Below are 24,967 nucleotides of genomic sequence, written 5' to 3'. Positions count from 1 at the left end.
ATCTTCCTGTTTCATACACATGCGAGGTTGCCATGCGCACAAACATCGATCTCGATGACGATTTGATTGCGAAAGCAAAAGAATTCACCGGCCTGCCCACGAAGAAGGCTATCGTGGATCTGGCGCTTCGTGAACTCGTGCAAAATTGCCAGCGCCGCGAAGCTCTCGAAAACCTTCGCGGCATGGGCTGGGAGGGCGACCTCGACGAGATGCGCACGGATATCGATCCGGACGAAGAATTGCTTCCAGACGCTGCGGAATGATCGCTGTCGATAGTTCTGTCTGGATCGCGCTGATCCACGACCGCGATACGCCCGAGGTCATGCGGCTCAGGGCAATTTCGAACCCGGCACAAATCATCGTTGGCGATATCGTCTTATTGGAAGTTCTGCGCGGCGCTCGTAGCGATAAGCATGCGACCGACCTGCAGAAAGAGTTGGCGGCCTTCGCGCAAGCCGCGATGCTTTCGCCAGAAATTGCAGTAAAAGCCGCCGCGAATTTCCGCCTTCTCCGTTCAAAGGGCATCACCATCCGCAAGACCGCCGACCTCATCATCGGCACCTATTGCATGGAGCATGGCTACAGCCTGCTCCATGCAGACAGGGATTTCGATCCGATGGCCGAGCATCTCGGCCTTCGGATCGCCTGAACTTCTCAGGCCGTCAGCACTTTCCACGCATGCTCCAGCCCCTTGCGGGTGATGTCGATCATCTGGTCGACTTCCGCGTGGGTGATGACGAGCGGCGGGGAGAAGAGCATGCGGTCGCCGGTGGCGCGCAGCACGAGGCCGTTTTCCAGGCAATGGTTGCGCACGGTGACGCCGGCCTTTTCCTTGTCCTCGAAGCGTTTGCGTGTCGCCTTGTCCTCGGCGAGCTGGACGGCGGCCATCAGGCCGACCTGCTGGACCTGACCGACGATCGGCAGGTTCTCCAGCGATTTGAGGCCTGCGGCGAGATAGGGGCCGATGTCGTCGTGCACGCGCTCGACGAGCTTTTCGTCCTCGATGATGCGCAGGTTCTCCAGCGCCGCGGCGGCGCAGACCGGGTGGCCGGAATAGGTGAAGCCGTGGTTGAAATCGCCGACTTCTTCCACCAGCACATTGCCGACGCGGTCGGACACCATGACGCCGCCGATCGGCAGATATCCGGAGGAAAGGCCCTTGGCGATCGGCGCGAGGTCAGGCTCCACGCCGAAATGCTGGTGGCCGAACCAGTGGCCGGTGCGGCCGAAGCCGCAGATCACCTCGTCGGCGACGAGCAGGATGTTCTTCGCCTTGCAGATGCGGGCGATCTCCGGCCAGTAGGTGGCCGGCGGCACGATGACGCCGCCCGCGCCCTGGATCGGCTCGGCGACGAAGGCGGCGACATTGTCCTCGCCGAGCTCGTCGATCTTCTCCTCCAGCTGGCGGGCCATCTTCAGGCCGAATTCCTCCGGCGAGAGGTCGCCGCCCTCGGCGTACCAGAAGGGCTGGTCGATGTGGTGGATGCCCTCGATCGGCAGGTCGCCCTGCTCGTGCATCCACTTCATGCCGCCGAGCGAGGCGCCGGCGACGGTGGAGCCGTGATAGCCGTTCTTGCGGGCGATGATCGCCTTCTTGGTCGGCTTGCCCATGGCGCCCCAATAGACGCGGGCCATGCGGAACCAGGTGTCGTTGGCCTCCGAGCCGGAGCCCGTGAAGAAGACGCGGTTGATGTTCGGGCCGGCATGGGAGGTGATCTTCTGGGCGAGCAGCACGGCCGGCGGCGTCGTCGTGCCGAAGAAGGTGTTGTAGTAGGGCAGCTCGTTCATCTGGCGCATGACGGCCTCGGCGATCTCCTTGCGGCCATAGCCGATGTTCACGCACCAGAGGCCGGCGAAGCCGTCGAGATAGCGCTTGCCGTGGTTGTCGAAGATGTAGCACCCTTCGCCGCGCTCGATGATGCGCGTGCCGGCCGCGTTCAGCTTCTTCATGTCCGAGAAGGGATGAAGATGATGGGCGGCATCGAGGGCACCGAGGTTGGAAACGGCTGCTGCACTGCTGTTCGACATTTGACTACATCCTTGGGGGTAGATCCCGCCTTATTGAACGGCGGGACAGAATGGGTTACGAAAATGCCCATACAACAGGCATTTGGCAAGAGATCGAGCGAAAGCAAATTTCTTGTCCATGCTTCCCGCCAAACCGAAGCAGGCACCATGACAAACGACACCAAGGCAGCCGGTTCGCCGCCCGCCAATACCCCGCCCCGTATCGAAATCCTCCTCGTCGGCATGAACGGGGACCTGCGCGGCAAGCAGGTTCCGCCGGAAGGCGAGAAGAAGATCTGGGACGGTTCGGTGCGCCTGCCCTCCTCCACCCAGTCGCTCGACATCTGGGGCGACGACAATGACGACATCACGGGCTTGTCCCTTTCCGTCGGCGACCCGGACGGTGTGTGCATTCCCGACCGCCGCTCGCTGACGGCCATGCCCTGGGCCCCGGAAGGCTCCCGGCAGGTGCTCGCCACCATGCACGAATTCGACGGCTCGCCCTCCTTCATGGACCCGCGCGCCATCCTCGCCCGCATGCTGAAGCGCTTCGACGACAGGGGTTTGACGCCCGTCGTCGCGACGGAGCTGGAATTCTACGTGGTGGAGGACGATTTTCGCGTGACCGGCAAGCCCCGCCCGCCGGCGGCGCTGATGTACCGCGACCAGCCGAACGGTTTCCAGCTCTACGACATGCGCGCGACGGATGCGCTCGACGACTATCTCCAGACGGTGCGGGCCTGGGCCAAGGCCATGGACCTGCCCGCCGATGCGACGACGGCGGAATTCGGCCCCGGCCAGTTCGAGATCAACCTCCTGCACCGGCCGGACGCGCTTGCCGCCGCCGACGACTGCATCTACCTGAAGCGCATCGCCGAGCAGGCCGCGCGCCGCTTCGGCCTCAAATCCACCTGCATGGCGAAGCCCTATGCCGACCAGGCGGGTTCCGGCCTGCATGTGCATTGCAGCGTCATCGACCGGGACGGCAAGAACATCCTCGACGCCAGGGGCGGCGAACCGGCGAAGCTGAAATCCGTCTGCGCCGGCATGCTGCAGACGATGCGCGATGCGCAGCTCGTCTTCGCGCCCTTCGCCAATTCCTACCGGCGCTTCCAGCCCGGCTCCTTCGCGCCGGTCGATCTCACCTGGGGGTTCGGCCATCGCGGCACCGCCATCCGCATTCCGGACAAGGACGGCCCGGCGGCGCGCGTCGAGCATCGCGTGGCGGGCGCCGACGTCAACCCGTACCTGCTCTTGACCGCGATCCTCGGCGGCATCCTGCTCGGCCTCGATGAGAATCTCGATCCGGGCCCCGTGACGGAGCCGGGCAAGGACGCGCCGGACGCCAAGCGCCTGACGCACGATTTCCTGACGGCGGTCGAGGAATTTTCAGCCTCGCCCTTCATCCGGGATGCCTTTGGCGCCGAATACCAGAAGCTCTACGGCGATACGAAGCGCAAGGAGGCGATCGTCTATCTGCGCACGGTCTCGGATTTCGACTACCAGACCTATCTGCCGCGGATTTGACGAAGGCGGCACCCCGCCCCTCATCCGGCCTGCCGGCCACCTTCTCCCCGCAAGCGGGGCGAAGGGGATATGCCGCGCCGGTTTCCCCGGCCAATGACCGTTCGTGAGGCAAGTCCCCTCTCCCCGCTTGCGGGGAGAGGGTTAGGATAAGGGGCAGCCCGTGACACGGCCTCAAGCCGCGGCCGGCTCGGTCGTCGCCATGTTCTTCGCCTGCACCTTCGGCACCATGACCTTCAGTTCGCCCGGATGCAGCCGGATCGAGACGTCACGGTCCATCGGCAGCAGTTCGCCGTCGATGACGCAGTTGATCGCCCGGTCGACCTTGGGGAAATGCAGGTCGACGGCGGTGCCGGTCATCTCGGTGACGTCGGCATTCTCCCGCAGCTTGCCGCGCAGGATGTCGAAGGCGAGCTTGGCGACACCCGCCGGCTTCAGCGGATTCGTCGTGTAGAAGCCGAGATGGCCGCCGGTGAGGTCATCGGCATAGAGCAGGCCGTTCTCGCCGAAGCGGTTGTTCGAGACGTTGATGGCGGAGACCTTGCGGTGCTCCTCGGCGCCATCGACGGTGAACTGCACCTCGAATTCCGGCGGGTCGAAGATGACGCCGACGGCAGCACGGGTGTTGGCGGCGATCTTGCCCATGCGCGAGCGGTAGGTCATGGCGTTGCGCAGGCGCACCATGCGGGCGTGCAGCCCGGCGGAGAACTGGTGCACGAAGGCCCGGTCGTCCGCCGTGCCGATGTCGGCCGCCGCGATGTCGCCGTCCGCAAGCGCGTCGATCGCCTGCCAGATGTCGAGCGGGATGTTCAGCGAGCGGGCAAAGAGGTTCATGGTGCCGGCCGGGATGATGCCGAGCGGCATCCTGTTCTGCCAGGCAAGGCCGGCCGCGGCCGAAACCGTGCCGTCGCCGCCGCCGGCCAGCATCGCGTCGAGATCCGTGCGGTCCGAGCAGCGGCGCAGCGCCATCTCGATATCGGCTCCCTCGACGATATCGCAGTCGAGGTGGTGCCCCGCCTCGTAGAAGACCTTCTCCGCGTGGCGCGCATAGGCCTCCATGTCGGTGGTGCGGAACGTCCCCCCGTCCCTGTTGAATATCGCCTGTACTCTCATTCGCATACTCCGCGTCTTGGCCGAGAACGCCTGATGGGTGATTGTGGATCCCATTAGATAAGCGAGAAAGCGGCGATTAACAGGCGATCGCGCAACAGGGTGCAATAATTCGTGAGCGCGCATGCCCCGGCCAAATGCGGGACGGGTGAAAAATCGCAGTAGGCAGCACGCCCGGCTCTGATATATTGCCGGCCGGTCGCCTGCGTCGGGAGTACGCATGCCGGCCGGACTGTACCTTCCCCATCGTGGCCCTTCCGGCCGGACCATACCGCATCAGCAGCCAGGAGGAGTGGCCGCCCGTGCAGGGTCTGTCACCGGTTTGTCGCGCCTGGGCAATCCCTGCGGAGCCATCCCGTGTCCGAACATGCCTTGCCCCATGCCGCCCTCTCCTCCGGGCAGCCGCCGCTTTCGGCGCTCACCGTCACCCTCATCATCCTGGCGCTCGCCGTCGGCAGCTTCGGCATCGGCACCGGCGAATTCGCCATCATGGGCCTCCTGCCGGATGTCGGCACCACTTTCGGCGTGACGACGGCCGAGGCCGGTTATGTCATCAGCGCCTATGCCTTCGGCGTGGTGGTCGGCGCGCCGGTCATCGCCGTCGTCGGCGCGCGGTTCCGCCGGCGCGACCTGCTGCTCGTGCTGATGGGCCTGTTTGCCGCCGGCAACCTTGCCAGCGCCGTCGCGCCCACCTTCGAGAGCTTCATCCTCTTCCGTTTCCTTTCCGGCCTGCCGCACGGCGCCTATTTCGGCGTCGCCGCGCTCGTCGCCGCCTCCATGGTGCCGGTCAACAGGCGCACGCAGGCAGTCGGCAAGGTCATGCTGGGGCTCACCGTCGCCACGCTGATCGGTACGCCGCTCGCCGCCTTCTTCGGCCAGGTATTCGACTGGCAGTTCATGTTCGTCGCCGTCGGCATCACCGGCCTGCTGACGGTCGCGCTCATCGCCATCTTCCTGCCGCGCGACAAGGCACCGAAGGGCATCAACGCGCTCACCGAGCTCGGCGCGCTGAAGCGCAAGCAGGTCTGGCTGACGCTCGGCATCGCCGCGAGCGGCTTCTGCGGCATGTTCGCGGTCTTCTCCTACATCTCGCCGATCGTCACCGAGGTCGCGGGGCTCCATGTCGGCATGGTGCCGGTCATCATGGCGATCTTCGGCTGCGGCATGATCGTCGGCAACATTTTCGGCGCCAAGCTGGCCGACCTCTCGCTGATGCGCACCATCGGCTGGTCGCTGGCGCTCTATTTCTTCGTGCTGGTCAGCCTGTCGCTGACGGCGGAGAACCCGGTCCTGCTCGGCATCTGCTGCTTCCTCATCGGCTGCAGCTTCGTCGTCGGCCCGGCGCTGCAGACGCGGCTTATGGATGTGGCCGGCGATGCGCAGACCCTCGCCGCCGCGCTCAACCACTCCGCCTTCAACGTCGCCAACGCGCTCGGCGCGCTCTTCGGCGGCATGGCGATCAGCGCCGGCTACGGCTACGGCGCGATGGGCTTCGTGGGGGCGGCGACCGCCGTCGTCGGCTTCGGGGTCTTCCTCGTCTCCCTGGCGCTTGAAAAGACCGAGCGGGCGGCAACGCCGGCCTGCCCGGCCGAGTGATCCGCCACGACCGGAAACGATCTGCGCGGCGCCCGCTTCGGGCGCCGCTTTCGTTTGTGCGTCCTGTTACCAGGGTGACAGGGCCGGGCCGGAACTCTGGTAGACATAGGTCATCGCAACCCGCCGAACGCCTCGAATGAAACGGCGGGTTGCAATCGGAGAACGGTCGAAAGACACTCCGCAGGCCCATGAACGCCCCTGGAGACATTGCATGTCCGCCCTTATCGACAGCATCACCGGCAGCCGCGCCTTCGGCTTGCTTGCCCGCACGATCCTCACCTCGATGTTCTGGCTCTCGGGCATCGCGAAACTCGCCGATTTCAACGCCGGCATCGCCGAAATGGCGCATTTCGGGCTGGAGCCCCCCGCCCTCTTCAACATCGCCACCGCCGTCACCCAGATCGTCGGATCGGTGCTGATCATCGCCAACCGCTGGACCTGGCTCGGCGCCGGCATGCTCGCCGTCTTCACCGCCCTCACCATCCCGATCGCGCACACGTTCTGGACCATGCAGGAGCCGATGCGCACGATCGAATTCCATGTCGTCATGGAGCACATCACCGTCATCGGCGCGCTGATGGTCGTCGCCTGGAAATCCTCGAAAGCGCCTGTCGTCCCTGCGCAGTGACGACAGGCCGGGCGGCGCCCCCCTCTCTCCGGGGGCACGCCCTGGACGGCCCTGCCTCTCCGGCCGTCCCAACCGCCCCGACGCCGCTCGTCGGGGCGGTTTTCCGTATCACAGCGTCGGCAGCTTCAGCGGGCCGCCCGTCTTGATGCTGCGGATCGCGAAATTGGAGCGGATGTCGGTGACGCCGGGCAAAGCGAGCAGGGTTTCGGTCAGCAGCGTCTCATAGGCCGACAGGTCCTCCACCACCACTTCCGCCAGAAAATCCGCATTGCCGGAAATGAGGAAGCAGGAGACGACCTCGGGAATGGCGAGCAGCGCCTGCTGCTGGGCGGCCGCATTCTCCCGGCTGTGCTGCCCCACCTTGATCTCCACGAAGACGGTGAGGCCGAGGCCGACCTCCTTGCGGTCGATATCGGCGCGATAGCCGCGCAGCACGCCGGATTTCTCCAGGTTGCGGATGCGGCGCAGGCAGGGCGACGGCGACAGGTTCACCCGCTCGGCGATCTCCACATTGGTCGCGCGCGCATCCTCCTGCAGCACCTTGAGGATGGCGATGTCGAATTTATCAAGATTTGGCATATTCGAGAACTTTTTCGATAGTTTTTGGCATGATCGTGCGCATCCTACATTTCTGAAGGCACAACACGCAAGGACATGCCCCGGCCTTCGGCGCTAGAGTCTGACCATGAATTGAGCCACAGCGCAGAAAGGACATCGCCATGGCCATGGTCTCGCTTTCTTCCGAGGGGAAGACCAATCCCCTCGTCGCCGGTTATGCCGGCGCGGTCGTCACGGTCCTGATCTGGGCGACCTGGGTGCTCGCGACGCGCCACACGGCGGCGACCCCGCTCGGCACGATCGATATCGGCCTCATCCGCTACGGCGTGCCCGCCCTCCTCCTCGCGCCGGTCTGGCTAAGGACCGGGCTGCTGCCGAATCCTGTGCCGGCAAGGCTCGTCGTCGTGATGGTGGCGGGCGCCGGCGCCCTGTTCTTCCAGGTGACGGCGGCGGCACTGCACACCACGCCCGCCGCGCCCGGCGGCATCCTGCTCGGCGGGTCCATGCCGCTCGCGACGGCCCTCATCGGCATCACGCTGTTCGGCGAGCGGCCGGATCGCATGCGGCTTGCCGGGCTTGCGGCCATCGTCGCCGGCGTCGTCATCCTGCTTGCCGCCAGCCTGCAGAAGAGCGGCATGACCATGACCGGCTTCCTGCTGCTGCCGCTCGGCGCCGTGCTCTGGGCCGGCTTCACCCATGCCTTCCGCCGCTCGGGCCTTTCCGCCCTCGAAGGCGCGGCCCTCATCGCCGTCTGGTCCTTCCTGATCCATCTCGTCTTGGCCGCGCTCTTCGGCACGCATCTTGGCGAGGCCTCCCTGCCCGACCTCGCGCTGCAGGTCACCAGCCAGGGCATCCTGTCCGGCCTCATCGCCACCTTCGCCTATGGCACCGCCATCCGCACGCTTGGCGGCAGCCAGGCCGCCGCCTTCACCGCCATCACGCCGGTGCTGGCGACGCTCGGCGGCGCGGTGTTCCTCGGCGAGAGCTTCGGCGCGGCGGAGATCACGGCGGCGCTGGTCGTCGGGGCAGGCGTCGCCCTCTCCACCGGCGTCCTCTCGCCGAAACGCTGACATCTAGCGGATCGCGGTAACGGCGATCCAGTCGGTGGGGCGGCGGTCATAGGCACCGCCGCTCCAGCTTTCCACTTCCAGCGAAGCCCACGGACCGCTGTCCCGCCAGCAGGCCGTCAGTTCCTTCACCGACAGATAGTTGTAGTGGCGGCCGAGGGCGTCGGCGCTTTCGGCGGATCCCGCCTTGAAGCTGGCCCAGGCGACGCCGCCTTTCACGAGGGCCGTGTGCACCTTGCCGATCACGCCGGCAAGCTCGTCGCGGGCAACATGAGTCAGGGATGCACAGGCATAGACCCCGTTATAGACCTCCTCCACGTCCAGTTCCTGGAACAGCATGGTGCGGACCGGCTGGCCGAGCCGCCGCGAGGCGATGGCGGCGAGTTCCGCCGATCCATCCGTCGCATCCAGCGCAAAGCCCGCGGCAAGGATGGCCGCGGCATCGACGCCGCCGCCGGTGCCCAGTTCGAGGATCCTGCCGCCGGCCTTGCAGCGCTGCAGGAACGGGAAGAGTTTCGGGTTTGGCCTGTTCCCATCCGCGGCAAAGGCGGCCGCATGGGAGTTGTAGAAGTCGAGGGTGCTGCCTTGCATCGACCGGCGCTCGCTGTTCCGGCCGGAGAATCCTGCGGCCACCGGGCCGCAGGATATTGCGACATCGCGCGTGCGATCAACCGTGAATGATCTCGCGGTGCTTCTGCAGGCGCTTGCCGAAGGCCTGGCTGACGCGGTCGAAGATGATCGCGATGCCGACGATGGCGAGGCCGTTGAAGATGCCGAGCGTGAAATACTGGTTGGAGATCGCCTTCAGCACCGGCTGGCCGAGGCCCTGCACGCCGATCATCGAGGCGATGACCACCATGGCGAGCGCCATCATGATCGTCTGGTTGATGCCGGCCATGATGGTGGGCAGCGCCAGCGGCATCTGCACGTTCTTCAGCTTCTGCCAGCTCGACGAACCGAAGGCGTCCGCCGCCTCCAGGACGTCCTTGTCGACGAGGCGGATGCCGAGATTGGTGAGGCGAATCATCGGCGGGATGGCGTAGATGACCACCGCGATGAGCCCCGGCACCTTGCCGATGCCGAGCAGCATGACGACCGGGATGAGATAAACGAAGCTCGGCATGGTCTGCATGACGTCGAGGACCGGGTTGATGACGTTCTGCACCCGGTCCGAGCGCGACATGAGGATGCCGATCGGGATGCCGATGACGATGGAAAGCACGGTACAGACGAAGATCATCGAGACCGTCTTCATCGTGTCGTCCCACATGTCGAAATAGCCGATGACCAGCAGCGTGCCGACCGCGCCGGCGACGATCTTCCAGTTGCGGCTGGCGAACCAGGCGACGAGCGCGATCAATAGCAGGATGATCGGCCAGGGCGTGCGCGTCATGAAGCGCTCGGACCAGATCAGAAAGTGCTGCAGCGGCTCGAAGATCGATTCGATGCCGTCGCCGTAGGCGCGGGTGAAGGTGCGGAAGCCCTCATCGATCGTCTTCTTGAGATCGCGCAGGGTATTCGCGTCCATCGTCGGAAATTTCGTGAACCATTCCATGTCGATCCCCTTCCGGCTCCGACCGATCTGCGTCGGTCTTCAAGCCAACCCTGATAGATGCCGCCCGAACAGGCGCCGGCGGCATGTGATGAAACGAAGATGGAGCGGCGCGCCCGAGGACGCGCCGCCCGGTTTGATCAGCCGGTCAGAGCGCGGCCTTGATCTTCTCGGCCGCTTCCGGCGAGACCCATTCCTTCCAGAGGGCTTCGTTCTCCTCCAGGAAATGCTTGGCGCCATCGTCGCCGCTCGCCTGGTTGTCGGTCATCCACGCCATCAGCTTGTTGACCGTGTCGTTCGACCAGGCGCGCTTGTTGAGATAGCCCATGACATCGGCGCCGGCGCGGTCGGAGAAGGTCTTGGTCACCAGCGTCTGGACCTTGTCCTTCGGCCAGTCGTTCTTCTTCGGGTCCGGGCAATCGGCGACCGTGTTGCAGCGCTTCCACTCGGCGGCGTCATAGGGCACGCCGTGCTCGAGCTTCACCATCTCGTACTTGCCGAGAAGGGCCGTCGGCGCCCAGTAGTAGCCGACCCAGCCTTCCTTGCGCTCGTAGGCCTTCGCGATCGAGCCGTCGAGGCCGGCGGCCGAGCCGGTGTCGACCAGCGTGAAGTTCGCCGCTTCCCCGCCATAGGCCTTGTAGCCGACATTCCCCAAGTGGCCTGCCGCTTGACTTCAAGATCGCCTGATTTTGCTCGCTGGGCAAGCGTTTTTCGCCCCGAGCGGTGTCTGTCGTCGCGCAAACGGCCGAAGTCGGGTGGATCAAGCCTCGAACCCGCAGCATTCTGGCCCGGCAGAGCCGCTTTTCCGCGCGGCAGACGGACCTGTCCTGCCGCTTTCGTTCAGCTTGGGCATGGATCGTGGTCATGCGCATGACGGAGGCGTTCGAAGACGGCGGATGGCGGCAAGGACGGCCCGCACCATCGGGCCGGTGACGGCGACCTCGGCCAACTGGAAGGTAATGGCGCGGGCGTGGCGGACGACGCGGGCGCCGATCTTGATCAGCTTGAGTTGCAGGCTGGTCAACGACCAGTCCGCCATGGCCTCGGGCAGTTCGATGCAGCGCAGGAAGGTTGCCAGGTTGTAGGCCAGCGCGTGCAGTTGCAGCCGCACCTCGTTGTGCCGGAACTTCCGGCATGACAGCCGCGTCCAGCGAAAGGCATATTTGCCTTCCTTGATGTGCTGCTCTGCGGTGCCGCGCTGGTTGTAGAACCTCACCACCCAGTCTGGCTCCATCGGCAGGTTGGTGACGATGAAGCCGACTTTGGGGAACAGCTCGCCCGGATGCCATTCGATCTTGGCGATGACGCGGCGCGGCTTGTCCCAGGACGCCGCCTGATACTCGAAGTCCTCGAAGAACCGTTTGACCTTGGTCAGCGAAGGCCGTCCCACGGGCCGTGTCAGCCGATGCGCGATCTTCTCGCGCAAGACGGCGTTGGCGGGCAGACGGATGGCGTAGAAGAACCTGGCTTCTTCCAGCCGCATATAGATCGCGGGGATCGCGTAGGCAGCGTCGGCCCGGAAGAAGCGTCCACCAAGGTCGCGGCCAGCATATCGGGCAATGACGGGATCAAGGACATCCCGCCAGCCATCGGCGCTGTGGACATTGCCGTTACGCAGGGCGCAGCGCTCCAGCATGCCAAACTGGTTGAACAAGAAGATGGGGTGATAGCAGGTGCAGTCGAAATGCCCGTTCCAGGCAGCACCTTCCTGATCGCCGTGGGTGGGGCTGACCGAGCTGTCCATGTCCAGCACGATGTATTTCAACCCGTTGCGGTCATGAAACCGGTCGATCCATTGGCCGTTCAGATCGGCCAGCGCCGCCCGGTTCGCGGCCAGAGCCAGCGTCTCGGTCTCGAACCGTCCCATCTGCGATGCCGAAGCAGCTTGCGCCTCGACGGCCCTGCCGCCAACGACCTGACGCATCACGGGATCGAGGGCCAAGCGGTCGGCATCGTTCACATCCTCGTATCCGGCCAGTCGTCCGAACACCGATTGCCGGAACAATCCGTCAAGCCGATGGAGCGTGTTCTTCCCGGTGCGGCTGTCTCGCAGCGCCTCCGACGCCAGATTGGACAGGCCGAGCACGTCATCAAGCTCGCGCATCACCAGCAGGCCACCGTCTGAACTGATCTGCGCACCACGGAACTCCAGACGCACACGGCGGTCGAAATCAACCCGATCTCCCCGCGCCAAGCCCGCACCCTCCAGGTGATCCATGAAACGCGCCCCTCGCAGCCGTCAACGCCATGATTTATATGCGAAATATCACGATTACGACAGCGAAATCAGCGACTTACTTGGAGAATGTGGGTGTAGAGCTGGCTGGTCACGACCGTACCGCCCCAGCCCTGCGGGCCGTTGTGCACGGCGCCCTTCGACTTGTCCTCCGGATCCGGGAACAGTTCGGGGTGCTTCAGCGCGTCGTCGATCGTCTTGATGTCGGGGTTGGCGTCGGCGATGTATTTCGGAATCCACCAGCCCTGCACGGCGGCGTCGGAAAGGGCGACGGCGGCGCCGATCAGCTTGCCTTCCTCGATGCCGCGGTTGACGACGTCCGGCAGGAGGTCGACCCAGCCTTCGGGCGCCAGGTCCGGCGCGCCCTTCTCGATCATCGAGGTGATGGTCGGAACCGTGTCGCCGACGATGACCTCGGCATTGCAGCCATAGCCCTCGGTCAGGATGAACTTGTCGAGCGCGGCGAGAACCTCGGCGCTCTGCCAGTTCATGCTGGCAATGGTCACGTCGCCGCATTCGGCGCGTGCCGCGCCCGTCATGGCCAGAAGGCCGGCGACGAGGCAGGTGGAAGCTAGAAGATGTTTCATATCCGTTCCCTCATTTCGGCGGTGTCATTGTGCCGACAGGAACCCGCTGCACCGCCGGCGCCGGGCCCGTGATCCCTCTGCGGATCCATCTTGGACAGGGCCAGTCGGGGGCCTTCTCTTTCCACGATGCCGCAGCCTCGACTTTTGCAGCTACGGAGTCGAATGCCGGCACGAATGCGTCTGCCATTGACCCCTATGCGTCATGGAAAGGCCAAATTCGCAAGACTGCCCCGACTTTGTCCAAGCTTGGCGTCGCAATGGCAATGTTATGATGCAATTCAGTTTTTTCAAAGAATGAAAACGCCAAAAGGGTCGGCGAAAGCCGACCCTCCTGCCGCGCGCCACCGGCGCGATGTCGCGACTGTGCCGCCGTCAGGCCATGCGCCGGCCCTGGATGACATGGACGCGCCCGCCGGTCTTCACCCGGTCGTAGAGGTCGATCACGTCCTGGTTGAGCATGCGCACGCAGCCGCTCGACATGGCCTCGCCGATCGACCACGGCTGGTTGGTGCCATGGATGCGGAACATCGTGTCGTTGCCGTTCTGGTAGAGGTAGATGGCGCGGGCGCCGAGCGGGTTGTTGAGGCCGCCGGGCACGCCGCCAGCATATTTCAGGTTCTTCCCGGGATCGCGACGGATCATGTTCGGCGTCGGCGTCCAGCTCGGCCATTCCGCCTTGCGGCCGATATAGGCGCTGCCGGCCAGCGAATAGCCCTGGCGGCCGACGCCGATGCCGTAGCGCATCGCCCGGCCGTTGCCGAGCACGTAGTAGAGCCGGCGGGCCGGCGTGTCGACCACGATGGTGCCGGCGGCATGGCCCGTGTCATAGGCGACTTCCTGGCGGCGCAGCTCGGGCTTGATCTTGTCGAGCGGGATCGCCTTCAGCGGAAATTTCTCGTCCAGCCTGTCGCCGTAATTGGCACGGTCGCTGGTGCCGTTCGTCGCGCAGCCGGCAAGCAATGCGGATGCGCCGAGCAGGAATCCGCGGCGGGAAATCGACATGTTCAAAAGCCCCTAACACTTCGTCTATGGGGCTGAAAATTATGCGTTTATGGTTAATGGCAGGTTAAGCGCGGGCATTCACGGCCGCATCAGGCCGGCCCTCAGCAGGATGCCGCCCACCAGGAGGCACAACAAGCTGAAAGCACCGATCGCCCAGGCCGTGCCATCGGGCCAGGCCGAAAGGGCCGAGACCGGCATGGCAAGCGCCGGATCCGCTGCCGAATATACGGCCGTCACCCGGGCGGCCGGCGTGTAATCGGCGGGGTCGATGGCGGTGTAGGAGGTGGTGCGGACCCGCTGTCCCTCGGCCGTCGTGAATTCGAGGATCGGGTAATAGACCTCGCGGCGGCTGCCGCGGCTTCCCACCCAGGCGGCCTCGAAGCCCGTCATCTCCGCCTCGACGGTGTGGCCGGACGAGGCGAGATCCCGGTAGATGCCATGCACCGACCACAGCCCCCAGGCCGCCAGCAGCCCGACGACGACGAGCACGGCGCCAATGATGGCCGTGATGCCGGTTCGCCACCCGCGCCCAGCCCTTGCGAATACCGGCCCGGCCTGCATGTCGCCGATCCCTCCCCCGTTCGGGTGGGACTATACAGGGCCGGCCCGGCAACTTGAAGCTGCCGGAAAGGGACAGGCAGGCGCCTCAGCGCCGCTCCCGGCCGCAGGGTAATCGCCTATGGAACGAAACCGCTGCCACATCCCCCTTCTCCCCCGCGGGGAGAAGGTGCCGGCAGGCGGATGAGGGGGATGGTGAAGACGCAAACGATCCGTCCGAGCCGCCCCCCTCATCCGACCCTTCGGGCCACCTTCTCCCCGCGGGGGAGAAGGGAGGAGCGGCATCGTCGCACTCCACATGCGGTTGCCCTGCCCCCCGGCCGGATGGACCGGACCTTCGCCGATGCCTCCGGCGCGCACCCTTGCGGCCGACCGAAGATCACATAACAGGACAGACCGGCCCTTGCCGCGCTCTTTCGTGCGGCCCGGCCTCTCCACGCCTCACATATTCGGATAGACAGGCCCCTCTCCGCCTTGGGGTGGGACCCAGTTGATGTTCTGGTTTGGGTCCTTGATGTCGCATGTCTTGCAGTGGACGCAGTTCTGCGCGTTGATGACGAAGACGTCCTTGCCGTCCTTCTCGACCCATTCGTAGACGCCGGCGGGACAGTAGCGGGTGGACGGGCCGGCATAGACGTCGAGCTCGGAGGTCTTCTGCAGCTCCGGGTTCTTGAGCTGGAGGTGGATCGGCTGGTCCTCCTCGTGGTTGGTGTTCGACAGGAACACCGAGGAGAGGCGGTCGAAGGTGAGCACCCCGTCCGGCTTCGGGTAGTCGATCTTGTTGTGCTTTGCCGCCGGCTCCAGGCTCTGCGCGTCCGTCTTGCCGTGCTTCAGCGTGCCGAAGACGGAGAAGCCGAACAGGGTGTTCGTCCACATGTCGAGGCCGCCGAGGGCGACGCCGATCGCCGTGCCGAACTGCGACCACAGCGGCTTGACGTTTCGCACCTTCTTCAGGTCCGAGCCGATGGCGCTGTCGCGCCAGCCCTGTTCTATTTCAATGGGCTCGTCATTGGCCCGGCCGGCCGCGATGGCATCCGCCAGCTTCTCGGCGGCGAGGATGCCGGAGAGCACCGCATTGTGGCTGCCCTTGATACGCGGCACGTTGACGAAGCCGGCCGAGCAGCCGATCAGCGCGCCGCCCGGGAACGACAGCTTCGGCACCGACTGCCAGCCGCCTTCGGTGATGGCACGCGCGCCGTAGGAGAGGCGCTTGCCGCCCTCGAAGGTGCCCCTGATGGCAGGGTGCGTCTTGAAGCGCTGGAATTCCTCGAAGGGATAGAGATAGGGGTTCTTGTAGTTGAGATGCACCACGAAGCCGACGGCGACGAGGTTGTCCTCCAGGTGATAGAGGAAGGAACCGCCGCCGGTCTTCATGCCGAGCGGCCAGCCGAAGGAGTGCTGCACGAGGCCGGGCCTGTGGTTCTCCGGCTTCACCTGCCAGAGCTCCTTGAGGCCGATGCCGAATTTCTGCGGCTCGCGGTCCTTCTGGAGATCGAATTTCTGGATCAGCTGCTTGGCGAGCGAGCCGCGCACGCCTTCCGAGATCAGCGTGTACTTGCCGAGAAGGGCCATGCCGCGGGTATAGTTCGGGCCGGGCTCGCCGCTGCGCTCGATGCCCATGTCGCCGGTGGCGACGCCGATGACGGCGCCCTCGTCGTTGTAGAGCACTTCCGTTGCGGCAAAGCCGGGATAGATCTCGACGCCGAGTTCTTCCGCCTTGGTCGCCAGCCACCGACAGACGTTTCCGAGCGAGACGATGTAGTTGCCGTGGTTGTTCATCAGCGGCGGCATGAAGGCGTTCGGCAGGCGGATCGAGCCGGCCGGGCCGAGGAAGAGGAAGTGGTCGTCGGTCACCTCGGTCTTGAAGGGATGGCCGGCATCCCCGCGCCAGCCGGGCAGCAAGCGGTCGATGCCGATGGGATCGACGACGGCGCCCGACAGGATATGCGCGCCGACTTCCGCGCCCTTCTCCAGCACGACGACGGAAAGCTCCGGGTTCACCTGCTTCAGCCGGATCGCCGCGGAAAGGCCCGCCGGACCCGCACCCACGATCACAACGTCGAATTCCATGCTCTCGCGTTCGGGGAGTTCCATTTCGTCGCTCATTCGCCTCTCCACCCCGCAACCCCTCAAAAGCCGCGGCAATTCCCTCTGGTTAGCCTGTCATGGCAAATGCCGAAAGCCTTGTCGAGCCGTTCTGCGACAGACTTTCCCTGCATTTGCGCATGACATCATGACAGGGTCGAAAGTTTATTGACTTTAACGTAAACGTCAACCGATTGCCGCCCGTATCAGCCGGTGCGCGCTTGATTCCGCCTCTCCGCCGCACTACGCATTCGAGCCGGCCCATCGGCAGAGGAAACAGGAACATGTCCGAGATTATCCAATCGCTCGAACGCGACTTGCACGATTTCGGCGACACGCTCCACCTTATCGGAGGCGACCGGCTGGCGAACCGGCATCCCGGCGAACATGCCGGCAATTTCGGCGCGGGCGCCATGGCCGAGCCGGCGACGCCCGAGGCGGCGGCCGCCGTGGTGCGCTGGTGCTTCGAAAACGACGTGCCCATCGTGCCGCAGGGCGGGCGCACCGGCCTTGTCGGCGGCGGCATCAGCCGGCCGGGCGAGCTCATTCTCTCCACCGCCCGTCTCGACCGCATCGAGGCCATCGATCCCCTCGCCCGCACCGTCACGGTCGGCGCCGGCGTCACGCTGCAGGCCCTGCAGGAGGCAACGGCAGGGGTCGGCCTCATTCCCGGCATCGACCTTGCCGCGCGCGGCAGCGCCACCATCGGCGGCATGGTCGCCACCAATGCCGGCGGCATCCTCGCCTTCCGCAACGGCGTGATGCGCCACCAGGTGCTCGGCATCGAGGCGGTGATGCCGGACGGCAGCCTCGTCAGCGACCTGACGCGCGTGCTGAAGGTCAGCGCCGGGCCGGACATCAAGCAGCTGCTCATCGGCTCGGAAGGCGCCTACGGTTTCGTCACCCGCGCCGTGCTGAAGCTCGAAAGCTTCAACCCGATGCGCGCCACCGCGCTCGTCGGCGTGCCCGACGCCAGGGCCGCCCTCGCGCTCATCGCCCATTTCCGCAGCCGGCCGGCCCTGCAGCTGGAGGGCGCCGAATTGATGTGGCAGCGCTATCTGCGCGACAGCGCGGCGGACAAGGGTTTCGACTTCGGCTGGCTGGAGGCCGATACGCCCGCGATCCTCCTGATGGAAGTGTCCGCCGGCAGCGAGGCGGAGGCCCGCGAGGCGCTGGAAGAGGGCCTTGCCGCCCTCTGGGAGGAGCACGGTCTGACCAGCGGCATCGTCGCCGCCTCGCTCGACCAGGCCCGGCGCTTCTGGGCGCTGCGCGAGGACGGCGACTTCATGTACCGGCATTTCCCCGCCGCGCCCTCCTTCGACGTCTCCGTGCCGCCGGGCGCGCTCGACGGATATGTCGACGGCCTGCGGCAGCGGCTGAAGGCCGTCGATCCGGGTTTCGACGCCTATGTCTACGGCCATGTCGCGGACGGCAACCTGCATATTTCCGTCATCGGCAACGGCGTGGCGGCCCCGGGCGTCAAGGAACCGATCGAGGACGCCGTCTATACCGGCGTCGCGGAGCTCGGCGGCAGCTTTTCCGCCGAGCACGGGGTGGGAACGGAGAAGCGCCGCGCCTATCTCAGCTACGGCAATGCATCGCGCCGCGCCGTGGCGCAGGCCATCAAGGCCGCGCTCGACCCGAAAAACCTCTTCAATCCGGGCAAGGTGCCCTATAGCGCCGACGCGCCCCGAACATAGGACAGACCACGATGGATCTTGGAATTGCTGGCAAGCGCGCCCTCGTCCTCGCCTCCTCCCGCGGCCTCGGCAAGGGCATTGCCGAAGCGCTCGCCCGCGAGGGAGCGCATGTCCTCCTGTGCGGGCGCAGCACCGAGACGCTTGCGGCCAATTGCGCGGCCATCAACGCGGCAGGCCCCGGCCGCGCCGACTGGGTGCAGGCCGATCTCGGCGACGAGGACGTCGTCGAGACGCTCGTGAAGGCGACGCGGGAAAAGCTCGGCGGGGTCGATATCCTCGTCAACAATTCCGGCGGGCCGACGCCCGGCTCCACCGAGGACATGAGCGAGGAAAAGCTGGCCACCTATTTCCAGTCCATGGTGCTGCGGATCATCACGCTCACCAACCGGCTGCTGCCCGTCATGAAGGAACAGCGCTGGGGCCGCATCCTGACGGTCGCCTCCTCCGGCGTCATCGAGCCGATCCCGGGCCTGGCGCTGTCCAACACGCTGCGCCCGGCGCTGGCCGGCTGGTCCAAGACGCTGGCGAGCGAGGTCGCCGAATACGGCATCACCAGCAACATGCTCCTGCCCGGCAGCATCCTGACCGACCGGCTGAAGAGCCTCGACGCCGCCGCCGCCGAGCGCAGCGGCAGGAGCGTCGCCGAGGTGCGCGCGGCCTCCGAACGGGCGATCCCGGCCCGGCGCTACGGCGCCGTGGAGGAATTCGCGGCGACCGCCGCCTTCCTGTGCAGCGCGCCGGCCAGCTACGTCACCGGCAGCCTCATCCGCTGCGACGGCGGCGCGGCACGTTCGGTCTGAGGCGTCGGGGCCCCTCATCCGGCAGCCCACCGCACATGGAAGGAAACCGTTGCCGCTCTCCCCTTCTCCCCCGCGGGGAGAAGGTGGCCCGAAGGGTCGGATGAGGGGGTGGCTCGGACGTATCGTTTGCGCCTTCGCCATCCCCCTCATCCGCCTGCCGGCACCTTCTCCCCGCGGGGGAGAAGGGGATGGGGCAACGCCGAACTGCATAGGCAATAGGCCTCCCACCTCGGGGAGAAGATCAGGCTGAGGGGCAATCATACCTCCCCCCCTTGCCTTCCCAGCCCGCCTGTGCCATCTGGCGCGCTCTCCCATTTCCGGGCGCGCCGACGCGCCTTTCGCGCGGGGCTTTCGCTCCGCTCCAACACATTTTCGACGATCGAAGGGGCACGGCGATGGCACGGGCACTCGGGCTTGATTTCGGCACGACGAACACGGTTCTGGCGCTTTCCGAAGGGGCCGGCGCGACACGGTCCATGACCTTCAACAGCAGCGTCGGCGTCACCGACACGATGCGCACGGCGCTGTCCTTCATGAAGGATCCGGTCGTCGGTGCGCAGGCGCTGAAGGTGGAGGCCGGACAGGCCGCGATCCGCCAGTTCATCGACAATCCCGGCGATAGCCGCTTCCTGCAGTCGATCAAGACCTTTGCTGCAAGCGCCCTCTTCCAGGGCACGCTGGTCTTTGCCCGCCGCCATGCCTTCGACGACCTGATGGAGGTGTTCCTGCGCCGCCTGAAGGCCTATGCGGGCGACGGGTGGCCAGCGGACGTCTCGCGCGTCATCGCGGGCCGGCCGGTGCAGTTCGCCGGTGCAAGCCCCGACCCGGCGCTCGCGCTCGAACGCTACAACGCGGCGCTGACGCGGCTCGGCTTCCCGGAGATCCACTATGTCTACGAGCCCGTCGCGGCGGCCTACTACTTCGCCCAGACGCTGAAGAGCGACGCCACCGTGCTGGTCGCCGATTTCGGCGGCGGCACGACGGACTATTCGCTGATCCGCTTCGAGCGGCAGGCCGGCCGGCTGGCGGCACAGCCGATCGGCCATTCGGGCGTCGGCATCGCGGGCGACCATTTCGATGCCCGCATGATCGAGCGCCTCGTCGCGCCGGAGATCGGCAAGGGCAGCTTCTTCAAGAGCTTCGACAAGGTCCTGGAGGTACCGTCCGGCTATTATGCCAACTTCGCCCGCTGGAACCAGCTCTCGATCTTCAAGACGACGCGCGAATTCGCCGACCTCAAGTCGCTGGTCCGTTCGTCGCTCGAGCCGGAAAAGCTCGAACTGTTCATCGATCTCGTCGAGCATGACGAGGGCTATCCGCTCTACCAGGCGATCTCGACCACCAAGATGGCGCTGTCGGCGGCGGACGAGGCCGAATTCCACTTCGCCCCGCTCGGCGCCGCGGGCCGCAGGATGGTCAGGCGCTCCGATTTCGAGGACTGGATCGCGCCGGACCTTGCGCGCATCGAGGGCGCGCTGGACGAGGTGCTGGAGAAGACCGGCACCGCGCCCGGCGCCATCGACAAGGTGTTCCTGACCGGCGGCACCTCCTTCGTGCCGGCCGTCAGGCGCATCTTCACCCGCCGCTTCGATGCGGACCGCATCGAGAGCGGCGGCGAGCTGCTGTCGATCGCCCACGGTCTCGCGCTGATCGGCGAAGGCGACGACGTGGCGCAATGGGCGGCGTGACGATGACGGCGGCGCTTTCCTCCGGCAAGCCGCTTCGCTAAGGTGCAGCCATGAACGCCGCGAACGACCTCAATCCCGCACAGCTCCGATCGCTCCTGCATTTCTATGCGGATGCCGGCGTCGAATGGCTGCTGGAGGAAGAGGCCGTCGATCGCATCGCCGAATTCGAGGCGATGCGCGCGGCGCGCGGCATGCGGGCGCCGCGGGAAACCGCCCCTGCCCCGCAGCAGGCCGCCCGCCCGGCACCGGCCCGGCAGGAGCAACCGCGCGCCGCGGCCGCTGCGCCCCAGCCGAACGTCCTGCCCAATGTCGCGATACCGGACAGCCAGGCGGTGGCCGAGGCCGAGTTCACGGCGGGCAGCGCCCGTTCGCTGGAGGAATTGCGCACGGCGATGGAGGCCTTCAACGGCTGCAACCTGAAGACCAGCGCCCGCTGCCTCGTCTTTGCCGCGGGCAATGCGAAGCCGCCGGTCATGGTGATCGGCGCCATGCCGAATGCCGACGACGACCGCGACGGCCAGCCCTTCTCCGGCCGGCAGGGCGCGATGCTCGACCGCATGCTGGCCGGCATCGGGCTCGACCGGGCCGATCTTCTGCTGAGCAATGTCGTGCCGTGGCGGCCGCCCGGCAACCGCCCGCCCTCACAGCGCGAGGCCGATATCTGCCGGCCGTTCATCGAGCGGCAGATCGCGCTCGCCGAGCCGAATCACCTGCTGATCCTCGGCAATTTCGCCGCGCGATTCCTGCTGCGTTCGAACGACACGATCCACCAGTTGCGGGGAGAATGGCGGGAGGTTGCGATTTCCGGCCGCACCATCCCGGCTTTTGCGACGCTGCACCCGCAGGATCTGGTGACGGCGCCGGTCAGCAAGCGGCTCGTCTGGCAGGATTTGCTTGCTTTTCGTGCAGGGCTCAAAGCCTGATCACAAAGGCTACCTTCATAGTTTTCAATGGCTTGGCCTTCGAGACCTGTGAATCATCTGCGTGCCTGCCGAAAAACTGCCGCAAGCATGAACAAAATGTTTCATCAGTCATGCGATTTGAACATATCTGCCGGGCAGAATGTCGCATTGCAAAATCAATGTTGCGGCGCAATATAACAGGACGGGAGGGACAGGATTTAAGGAATCGACCCATGACCGCCCGCTTTCGGCCCATCCATTCGAGCTTCGAGACGCTCCGCCATTCCGGTCTGCGCACCGGCCGCGGCTTCGGCGGCATCGCGGCCCCGGCCAACGAGCAGCTCACCGCCTCCGGTTTCGCCCGTATCAACCGCCCCGTCCAGCTCTTCGCCGAGTTCATCCAGCGCTGAGCCGATGCAAGGCGCCCGGCCGGCGCCTTCCGATGCAGACCGACCCCAGGAGCAGACCATGGCTACCTTTCGCAAGCTGATGTCCGACATCGCCGATATCCGCGCCGCCGTGAACGCCGCCCGGGAATATTCCGTGCTGGCTTCCCTGCCGCGCGACGCCGCGCAGCGCCGCGACCCGCTCAAGGCCTTCCTGCCGAACTGAGCCGACCCTGGCCTTGAAGCCGGCCGGCGCTGTGCTATTGTCTTCATCGTGAGGAGGTGAGACGCCCTTTCTTCCGGTGGAGACCGGGCCGAAGCCCGATCCCGTTTCTTAGCTGATCGTCAGGGTGAACCGCCAAGTCCTGAACCTGATCGTCAGCGTAAGCCGGATTCGCAAACGTCTCACCTCCTTTCATGATGCCAAGGTTCACCCCGGCAATTCTCTCCAGCACAACCTTGTCGGGAATTCCCTCACCTCCCGAACTCCCCAGATAATCTTCTTGTTTTACGCCAGCCATTGTCGCAGTGGACAGCGCGCGGCCGCCGCAATAGAGCGACACTCCGACACCGAACGCGCCTTCCCCGGAGCCCCCATGCTGGCGAGCCTCGTCTCCATTCTCAGCCTGATGCTGTCCACCCTCCTGATGATGGTCGCCTTCGGGCTGCAGAGTTATGTCGTGCCGGTGCGCGCGGTCGCGGAGGGCTGGTCGACGCAGACGATCTCGATGATCGCGACTGGCTATACGATCGGCTTCACGCTCTCCTGCATCGTCACGCCGAAATTCGTGCTGCTGGTCGGGCATGTGCGCGTCTTCGTGGCGCTGATCACTCTGCTCGCCATCGGCATCCTGCTCTGCGCCCTCGTCGTCGACTGGCGCGCCTGGATGGCGTTTCGCGCCATGTCGGGTTTTGCCATTTCCGGCAGCTACCTCATCATCGAAAGCTGGCTGAACGAGCGCGTGACCAACGAGAACCGCGGCTCGATCTTCTCCGTCTACCTGATCACCACCATGGTCGGCACGATCGGCGGGCAATATCTCGTGCCGCTCGGCGACCCGTCCAACACCTCGCTCTTCATTCTCTGCGGCATCATCTTCTCCGTCGCCCTGCTGCCGACGGCGCTGACCTCCTCGCCGCTGCCGGCCCCGCCGACGCAGGCGCGCTTCGATGTCGCCAAACTCTACCGGCGCTCGCCGGTCGCCGTCGTCGGCGCCTTCCTCGCCGGGGCGATGTCCGGCGCCTGGCTGAACCTCGGCGGCGTGTTCACGCAGCGCAGCGGGCTTTCCACGGCGGAAGGTGCGACGCTGCTTGCCTGCGTGCTCCTCGGCAGCGCGCTCTCGCAGATCCCGATCGGCCGGGCCTCCGACCGGATGGACCGCCGCCTCGTCATGGTGGCCTGCGGCGCGGTCGGCACGCTCTCGTGCCTTGCCATGGCCGCCGTCGCCGGCGGGCCGCCGGTGCTGCTCTATGTCGTCGCCGCCTTCGTCGGCTCGGTCATCTTCCCGATCTATGCGCTGAACGTCGCCCATGCCAACGACCGCGCGCAGCCCGACGAATATGTCGAGGTCTCCTCCGGCATGATGATCGTCTACGGCGTCGGCACCATTTCCGGCCCTATCATGGTCGGCCCGATCATGGACCGGTTCGGGCCGGGTTCGCTCTTCGTCGTGCTGGCCGCCTATTTCGTGCTCTACGGCGCCTATGCCGCTTGGCGCATCAGCCGGCGCGAGGAGAACGACGGCCTCGTGGTCAAGACCGATTACCAGGCAATGGCGGTGCAGCCGCTGGGCGCCGATGTCGCCGCGGCCGCGCTCCAGCCCGATGCGGCGACGGATGAGCGCATCGAGGACACGACGACGCCGGAATGGCGTTGACGCCTACCCCTGGAGGGTCTGGTGGCGCATGGCCGCCCGGCGCTTCAATTCGAGCTGGTGCTCGCGCAGGATGACGAAGATGCCGGCGGCGACGACGATGGCCGTACCCACGAGCATGGTCTCAGTCGGCACATCGCCGAACACGACATAGCCGATGATGAGGCCGAGCACGATCGAGATATACTCGAACGGCGCGATGGTGGAGACGTCGGCGTAGCGATAGCTCGCCGTCAGCAGCAGTTGCGCGATGCCGCCGCAGAAGCCGGCCAGCGCCATCAGGGCGAGCGAGGGCCAGCCGAGCGCGATCCAGCCGAAAGGCAGCGTACCCAGCGAGAAGACCGAGGCGAACAGCGAGAAATAGAGCACGATGGTCGGCGTGCGCTCCGTCTGCACCAGCTTGCGCACCAGAACCATGGCAAAGGAGCCGAGCACGGCGAAGGCCAGCATGGCGAGCGCGCCCATCGCCTCCGAGGAACCGAATCCGCCTTCCCGGAACAGCGTCAGGCGCGGCCAGCTGATGATGGCGACGCCGAGAAGCCCCACCAGCACCGCCGTCCAGCGATAGATGCCGACCCTCTCCTTGAGGAACACCGCGGCGACGACGACGGTGACGAGCGGCAGCGCGTAACCGAGTGCGATCGATTCCGGCAGCGGCAGGTGCACGAGGCCGTAGAAGCCGAAGCCCATGGAGAGGATACCGACAAAACCCCGCTTGAAATGGCCGAAGATGTCGTTGGTGCGGAAGGCGTCGCGCAGCTGGCCCTGCACGGCGAGGAAGAAGATGATCGGCACCATGGCGAAGGCCGAACGCAAAAACGTGATCTGTCCCGCCGGAATATCCTTGCCGGCCGCCTTGATGAGCGCGGACATGCAGAGGAAGATCACCACCGAGAAGACCTTGAGTGAAATGCCCCGCATGGGGTTGGGGTACGGCATGTCCATGGAGAACTCGTCACGGCCGGCGGGCCGTGGCATCAGGCGGTTGAGGAGAGACCGGAGAACCGATTCAGGCTGGCGGCAAGTCTATCCGGATCGGCCGGCGGATGGGATCAATTCTGGTGATGCGTCACGGATAATTTTGATCGGATCCGCGGGAGGGATGCC

General features: G+C 65.7%; 23 protein-coding genes and 2 pseudogenes. 13 read left to right on the top strand and 12 right to left on the bottom strand.

Going from position 1 to position 24,967, the window contains the following annotated elements; all coding sequences use genetic code 11:
• The first annotated feature begins 32 nt into the window (after positions 1-32).
• Both WMC41_RS05735 and vapC read left to right on the top strand, forming a co-directional pair.
• Positions 33-263, top strand: coding sequence for a type II toxin-antitoxin system VapB family antitoxin (locus WMC41_RS05735; protein ID WP_244770002.1), 231 nt, complete (start codon positions 33-35; stop codon positions 261-263).
• The gene (gene vapC / locus WMC41_RS05730) at positions 260-649 is read left to right on the top strand and encodes a type II toxin-antitoxin system VapC family toxin (RefSeq protein WP_244770001.1); all 390 of its coding nucleotides are present in this window, start codon (positions 260-262) and stop codon (positions 647-649) included. Before WMC41_RS05735 ends, vapC begins: the two co-directional genes overlap by 4 nt.
• A 5-nt stretch (positions 650-654) precedes the next feature.
• On the opposite strand, the gene WMC41_RS05725 is transcribed toward vapC, so the two are convergent.
• Positions 655-2,028, bottom strand: a complete 1,374-nt coding sequence (locus WMC41_RS05725; RefSeq protein WP_432347283.1) for an aspartate aminotransferase family protein — start codon at positions 2,026-2,028, stop codon at positions 655-657.
• 147 nt (positions 2,029-2,175) lie between these two features.
• On the opposite strand from WMC41_RS05725, the gene WMC41_RS05720 reads away from it, so the two are divergent.
• A complete protein-coding gene (locus WMC41_RS05720) occupies positions 2,176-3,534 on the top strand; it encodes a glutamine synthetase family protein (RefSeq protein ID WP_244769999.1) in 1,359 nt (452 codons plus the stop codon).
• A 171-nt stretch (positions 3,535-3,705) separates the two neighbouring features.
• Here the strand turns inward: WMC41_RS05720 and WMC41_RS05715 are convergent, their stop codons facing one another.
• Positions 3,706-4,644: a diacylglycerol/lipid kinase family protein gene (locus WMC41_RS05715; RefSeq protein ID WP_244769998.1), complete on the bottom strand. Its 939-nt coding sequence runs from the start codon at positions 4,642-4,644 to the stop codon at positions 3,706-3,708.
• A 354-nt stretch (positions 4,645-4,998) separates the two neighbouring features.
• Here WMC41_RS05715 and WMC41_RS05710 point away from each other — a divergent pair, with 354 nt between their 5' ends.
• Together WMC41_RS05710 and WMC41_RS05705 are read left to right on the top strand one after the other, a co-directional pair.
• On the top strand, positions 4,999-6,237 hold the full coding sequence (locus WMC41_RS05710) for an MFS transporter (RefSeq protein WP_244769997.1): 1,239 nt from the start codon (positions 4,999-5,001) through the stop codon (positions 6,235-6,237).
• Between the two features lie 211 nt (positions 6,238-6,448).
• Positions 6,449-6,865, top strand: coding sequence for a DoxX family protein (locus WMC41_RS05705; protein WP_432347282.1), 417 nt, complete (start codon positions 6,449-6,451; stop codon positions 6,863-6,865).
• A gap of 108 nt (positions 6,866-6,973) precedes the next feature.
• Here the strand turns inward: WMC41_RS05705 and WMC41_RS05700 are convergent, their stop codons facing one another.
• Positions 6,974-7,444: an Lrp/AsnC family transcriptional regulator gene (locus tag WMC41_RS05700; RefSeq protein WP_244769995.1), complete on the bottom strand. Its 471-nt coding sequence runs from the start codon at positions 7,442-7,444 to the stop codon at positions 6,974-6,976.
• 140 nt (positions 7,445-7,584) lie between these two features.
• Here WMC41_RS05700 and WMC41_RS05695 point away from each other — a divergent pair, with 140 nt between their 5' ends.
• On the top strand, positions 7,585-8,493 hold the full coding sequence (locus WMC41_RS05695) for a DMT family transporter (RefSeq protein WP_432347281.1): 909 nt from the start codon (positions 7,585-7,587) through the stop codon (positions 8,491-8,493).
• 3 nt (positions 8,494-8,496) lie between these two features.
• Here WMC41_RS05695 and WMC41_RS05690 read toward each other — a convergent pair whose 3' ends face one another.
• The 8 genes and pseudogenes from WMC41_RS05690 to WMC41_RS05655 form a co-directional block, all read right to left on the bottom strand.
• A complete protein-coding gene (locus tag WMC41_RS05690) occupies positions 8,497-9,081 on the bottom strand; it encodes a methyltransferase domain-containing protein (RefSeq protein WP_432347280.1) in 585 nt (194 codons plus the stop codon).
• 76 nt (positions 9,082-9,157) lie between these two features.
• Complete coding sequence (locus WMC41_RS05685; RefSeq protein ID WP_244769992.1) at positions 9,158-10,045, bottom strand: ABC transporter permease; 888 nt, start codon at positions 10,043-10,045, stop codon at positions 9,158-9,160.
• A 145-nt stretch (positions 10,046-10,190) separates the two neighbouring features.
• Positions 10,191-10,658 (bottom strand): annotated as a pseudogene (locus WMC41_RS05680) (glycine betaine ABC transporter substrate-binding protein); the annotation flags it as partial.
• A 246-nt stretch (positions 10,659-10,904) separates the two neighbouring features.
• Entirely contained in the window at positions 10,905-12,260 is a 1,356-nt protein-coding gene (locus WMC41_RS05675; RefSeq protein ID WP_012112698.1) for an IS1380-like element ISPme1 family transposase, read from the bottom strand.
• Positions 12,261-12,355: 95 nt separating this feature from the next.
• Positions 12,356-12,865: pseudogene (locus tag WMC41_RS05670) on the bottom strand (glycine betaine ABC transporter substrate-binding protein); the annotation flags it as partial.
• A 372-nt stretch (positions 12,866-13,237) separates the two neighbouring features.
• On the bottom strand, positions 13,238-13,867 hold the full coding sequence (locus WMC41_RS05665; RefSeq protein ID WP_288081512.1) for a L,D-transpeptidase: 630 nt from the start codon (positions 13,865-13,867) through the stop codon (positions 13,238-13,240).
• A 78-nt stretch (positions 13,868-13,945) separates the two neighbouring features.
• Positions 13,946-14,428, bottom strand: coding sequence for a DUF3592 domain-containing protein (locus WMC41_RS05660; RefSeq protein ID WP_432347279.1), 483 nt, complete (start codon positions 14,426-14,428; stop codon positions 13,946-13,948).
• Between the two features lie 438 nt (positions 14,429-14,866).
• The gene (locus WMC41_RS05655; protein WP_432347278.1) at positions 14,867-16,531 is read right to left on the bottom strand and encodes an electron transfer flavoprotein-ubiquinone oxidoreductase; all 1,665 of its coding nucleotides are present in this window, start codon (positions 16,529-16,531) and stop codon (positions 14,867-14,869) included.
• Between the two features lie 263 nt (positions 16,532-16,794).
• Between WMC41_RS05655 and WMC41_RS05650 the strand changes: the two genes are divergently transcribed.
• The 7 genes from WMC41_RS05650 (at position 16,795) to WMC41_RS05620 (ending at position 23,863) form a co-directional block, all read left to right on the top strand.
• Positions 16,795-18,210: an FAD-binding oxidoreductase gene (locus WMC41_RS05650; RefSeq protein WP_432347277.1), complete on the top strand. Its 1,416-nt coding sequence runs from the start codon at positions 16,795-16,797 to the stop codon at positions 18,208-18,210.
• Between the two features lie 11 nt (positions 18,211-18,221).
• A complete protein-coding gene (locus tag WMC41_RS05645; protein WP_432347276.1) occupies positions 18,222-19,010 on the top strand; it encodes an SDR family oxidoreductase in 789 nt (262 codons plus the stop codon).
• Positions 19,011-19,405: 395 nt separating this feature from the next.
• Positions 19,406-20,698 carry an Hsp70 family protein gene (locus tag WMC41_RS05640; RefSeq protein ID WP_432347275.1) on the top strand — a complete coding sequence of 431 codons (1,293 nt, stop codon included), beginning with the start codon at positions 19,406-19,408 and terminating at the stop codon, positions 20,696-20,698.
• Positions 20,699-20,748: 50 nt separating this feature from the next.
• Positions 20,749-21,621 carry a uracil-DNA glycosylase gene (locus tag WMC41_RS05635; protein ID WP_432347274.1) on the top strand — a complete coding sequence of 291 codons (873 nt, stop codon included), beginning with the start codon at positions 20,749-20,751 and terminating at the stop codon, positions 21,619-21,621.
• A gap of 212 nt (positions 21,622-21,833) precedes the next feature.
• Positions 21,834-22,010 (top strand): hypothetical protein, encoded by a 177-nt coding sequence (locus WMC41_RS05630; RefSeq protein ID WP_023517454.1) that lies wholly within the window; start codon positions 21,834-21,836, stop codon positions 22,008-22,010.
• A 58-nt stretch (positions 22,011-22,068) separates the two neighbouring features.
• Positions 22,069-22,212 carry a hypothetical protein gene (locus tag WMC41_RS05625; protein ID WP_244769983.1) on the top strand — a complete coding sequence of 48 codons (144 nt, stop codon included), beginning with the start codon at positions 22,069-22,071 and terminating at the stop codon, positions 22,210-22,212.
• Positions 22,213-22,582: 370 nt separating this feature from the next.
• The gene (locus tag WMC41_RS05620) at positions 22,583-23,863 is read left to right on the top strand and encodes an MFS transporter (protein ID WP_244769982.1); all 1,281 of its coding nucleotides are present in this window, start codon (positions 22,583-22,585) and stop codon (positions 23,861-23,863) included.
• 3 nt (positions 23,864-23,866) lie between these two features.
• Here the strand turns inward: WMC41_RS05620 and WMC41_RS05615 are convergent, their stop codons facing one another.
• Positions 23,867-24,805 (bottom strand): DMT family transporter, encoded by a 939-nt coding sequence (locus WMC41_RS05615; RefSeq protein WP_432347273.1) that lies wholly within the window; start codon positions 24,803-24,805, stop codon positions 23,867-23,869.
• Between the last annotated feature and the right edge of the window lie 162 nt (positions 24,806-24,967).

Origin of the sequence: Shinella yambaruensis (assembly GCF_050859155.1) — a bacterium.
GTDB classification, from domain to species: Bacteria; Pseudomonadota; Alphaproteobacteria; order Rhizobiales; family Rhizobiaceae; genus Shinella; species Shinella yambaruensis.
Note: the sequence above shows the minus strand (reverse complement) of the source record. Positions and strands in the feature narration are given on the sequence as shown.

Coding starts and splice junctions, on each gene's coding strand:
- WMC41_RS05735 (WP_244770002.1), top strand. CDS start 33: ATGCGCACAAACATCGATCTCGATGACGATTTGATTGCGAAAGCAAAA.
- vapC (WP_244770001.1), top strand. CDS start 260: ATGATCGCTGTCGATAGTTCTGTCTGGATCGCGCTGATCCACGACCGC.
- WMC41_RS05725 (WP_432347283.1), bottom strand. CDS start 2,028: ATGTCGAACAGCAGTGCAGCAGCCGTTTCCAACCTCGGTGCCCTCGAT.
- WMC41_RS05720 (WP_244769999.1), top strand. CDS start 2,176: ATGACAAACGACACCAAGGCAGCCGGTTCGCCGCCCGCCAATACCCCG.
- WMC41_RS05715 (WP_244769998.1), bottom strand. CDS start 4,644: ATGAGAGTACAGGCGATATTCAACAGGGACGGGGGGACGTTCCGCACC.
- WMC41_RS05705 (WP_432347282.1), top strand. CDS start 6,449: ATGTCCGCCCTTATCGACAGCATCACCGGCAGCCGCGCCTTCGGCTTG.
- WMC41_RS05700 (WP_244769995.1), bottom strand. CDS start 7,444: ATGCCAAATCTTGATAAATTCGACATCGCCATCCTCAAGGTGCTGCAG.
- WMC41_RS05695 (WP_432347281.1), top strand. CDS start 7,585: ATGGCCATGGTCTCGCTTTCTTCCGAGGGGAAGACCAATCCCCTCGTC.
- WMC41_RS05690 (WP_432347280.1), bottom strand. CDS start 9,081: ATGCAAGGCAGCACCCTCGACTTCTACAACTCCCATGCGGCCGCCTTT.
- WMC41_RS05685 (WP_244769992.1), bottom strand. CDS start 10,045: ATGGAATGGTTCACGAAATTTCCGACGATGGACGCGAATACCCTGCGC.
- WMC41_RS05675 (WP_012112698.1), bottom strand. CDS start 12,260: ATGGATCACCTGGAGGGTGCGGGCTTGGCGCGGGGAGATCGGGTTGAT.
- WMC41_RS05665 (WP_288081512.1), bottom strand. CDS start 13,867: ATGTCGATTTCCCGCCGCGGATTCCTGCTCGGCGCATCCGCATTGCTT.
- WMC41_RS05660 (WP_432347279.1), bottom strand. CDS start 14,428: ATGCAGGCCGGGCCGGTATTCGCAAGGGCTGGGCGCGGGTGGCGAACC.
- WMC41_RS05655 (WP_432347278.1), bottom strand. CDS start 16,531: ATGAGCGACGAAATGGAACTCCCCGAACGCGAGAGCATGGAATTCGAC.
- WMC41_RS05650 (WP_432347277.1), top strand. CDS start 16,795: ATGTCCGAGATTATCCAATCGCTCGAACGCGACTTGCACGATTTCGGC.
- WMC41_RS05645 (WP_432347276.1), top strand. CDS start 18,222: ATGGATCTTGGAATTGCTGGCAAGCGCGCCCTCGTCCTCGCCTCCTCC.
- WMC41_RS05640 (WP_432347275.1), top strand. CDS start 19,406: ATGGCACGGGCACTCGGGCTTGATTTCGGCACGACGAACACGGTTCTG.
- WMC41_RS05635 (WP_432347274.1), top strand. CDS start 20,749: ATGAACGCCGCGAACGACCTCAATCCCGCACAGCTCCGATCGCTCCTG.
- WMC41_RS05630 (WP_023517454.1), top strand. CDS start 21,834: ATGACCGCCCGCTTTCGGCCCATCCATTCGAGCTTCGAGACGCTCCGC.
- WMC41_RS05625 (WP_244769983.1), top strand. CDS start 22,069: ATGGCTACCTTTCGCAAGCTGATGTCCGACATCGCCGATATCCGCGCC.
- WMC41_RS05620 (WP_244769982.1), top strand. CDS start 22,583: ATGCTGGCGAGCCTCGTCTCCATTCTCAGCCTGATGCTGTCCACCCTC.
- WMC41_RS05615 (WP_432347273.1), bottom strand. CDS start 24,805: ATGGACATGCCGTACCCCAACCCCATGCGGGGCATTTCACTCAAGGTC.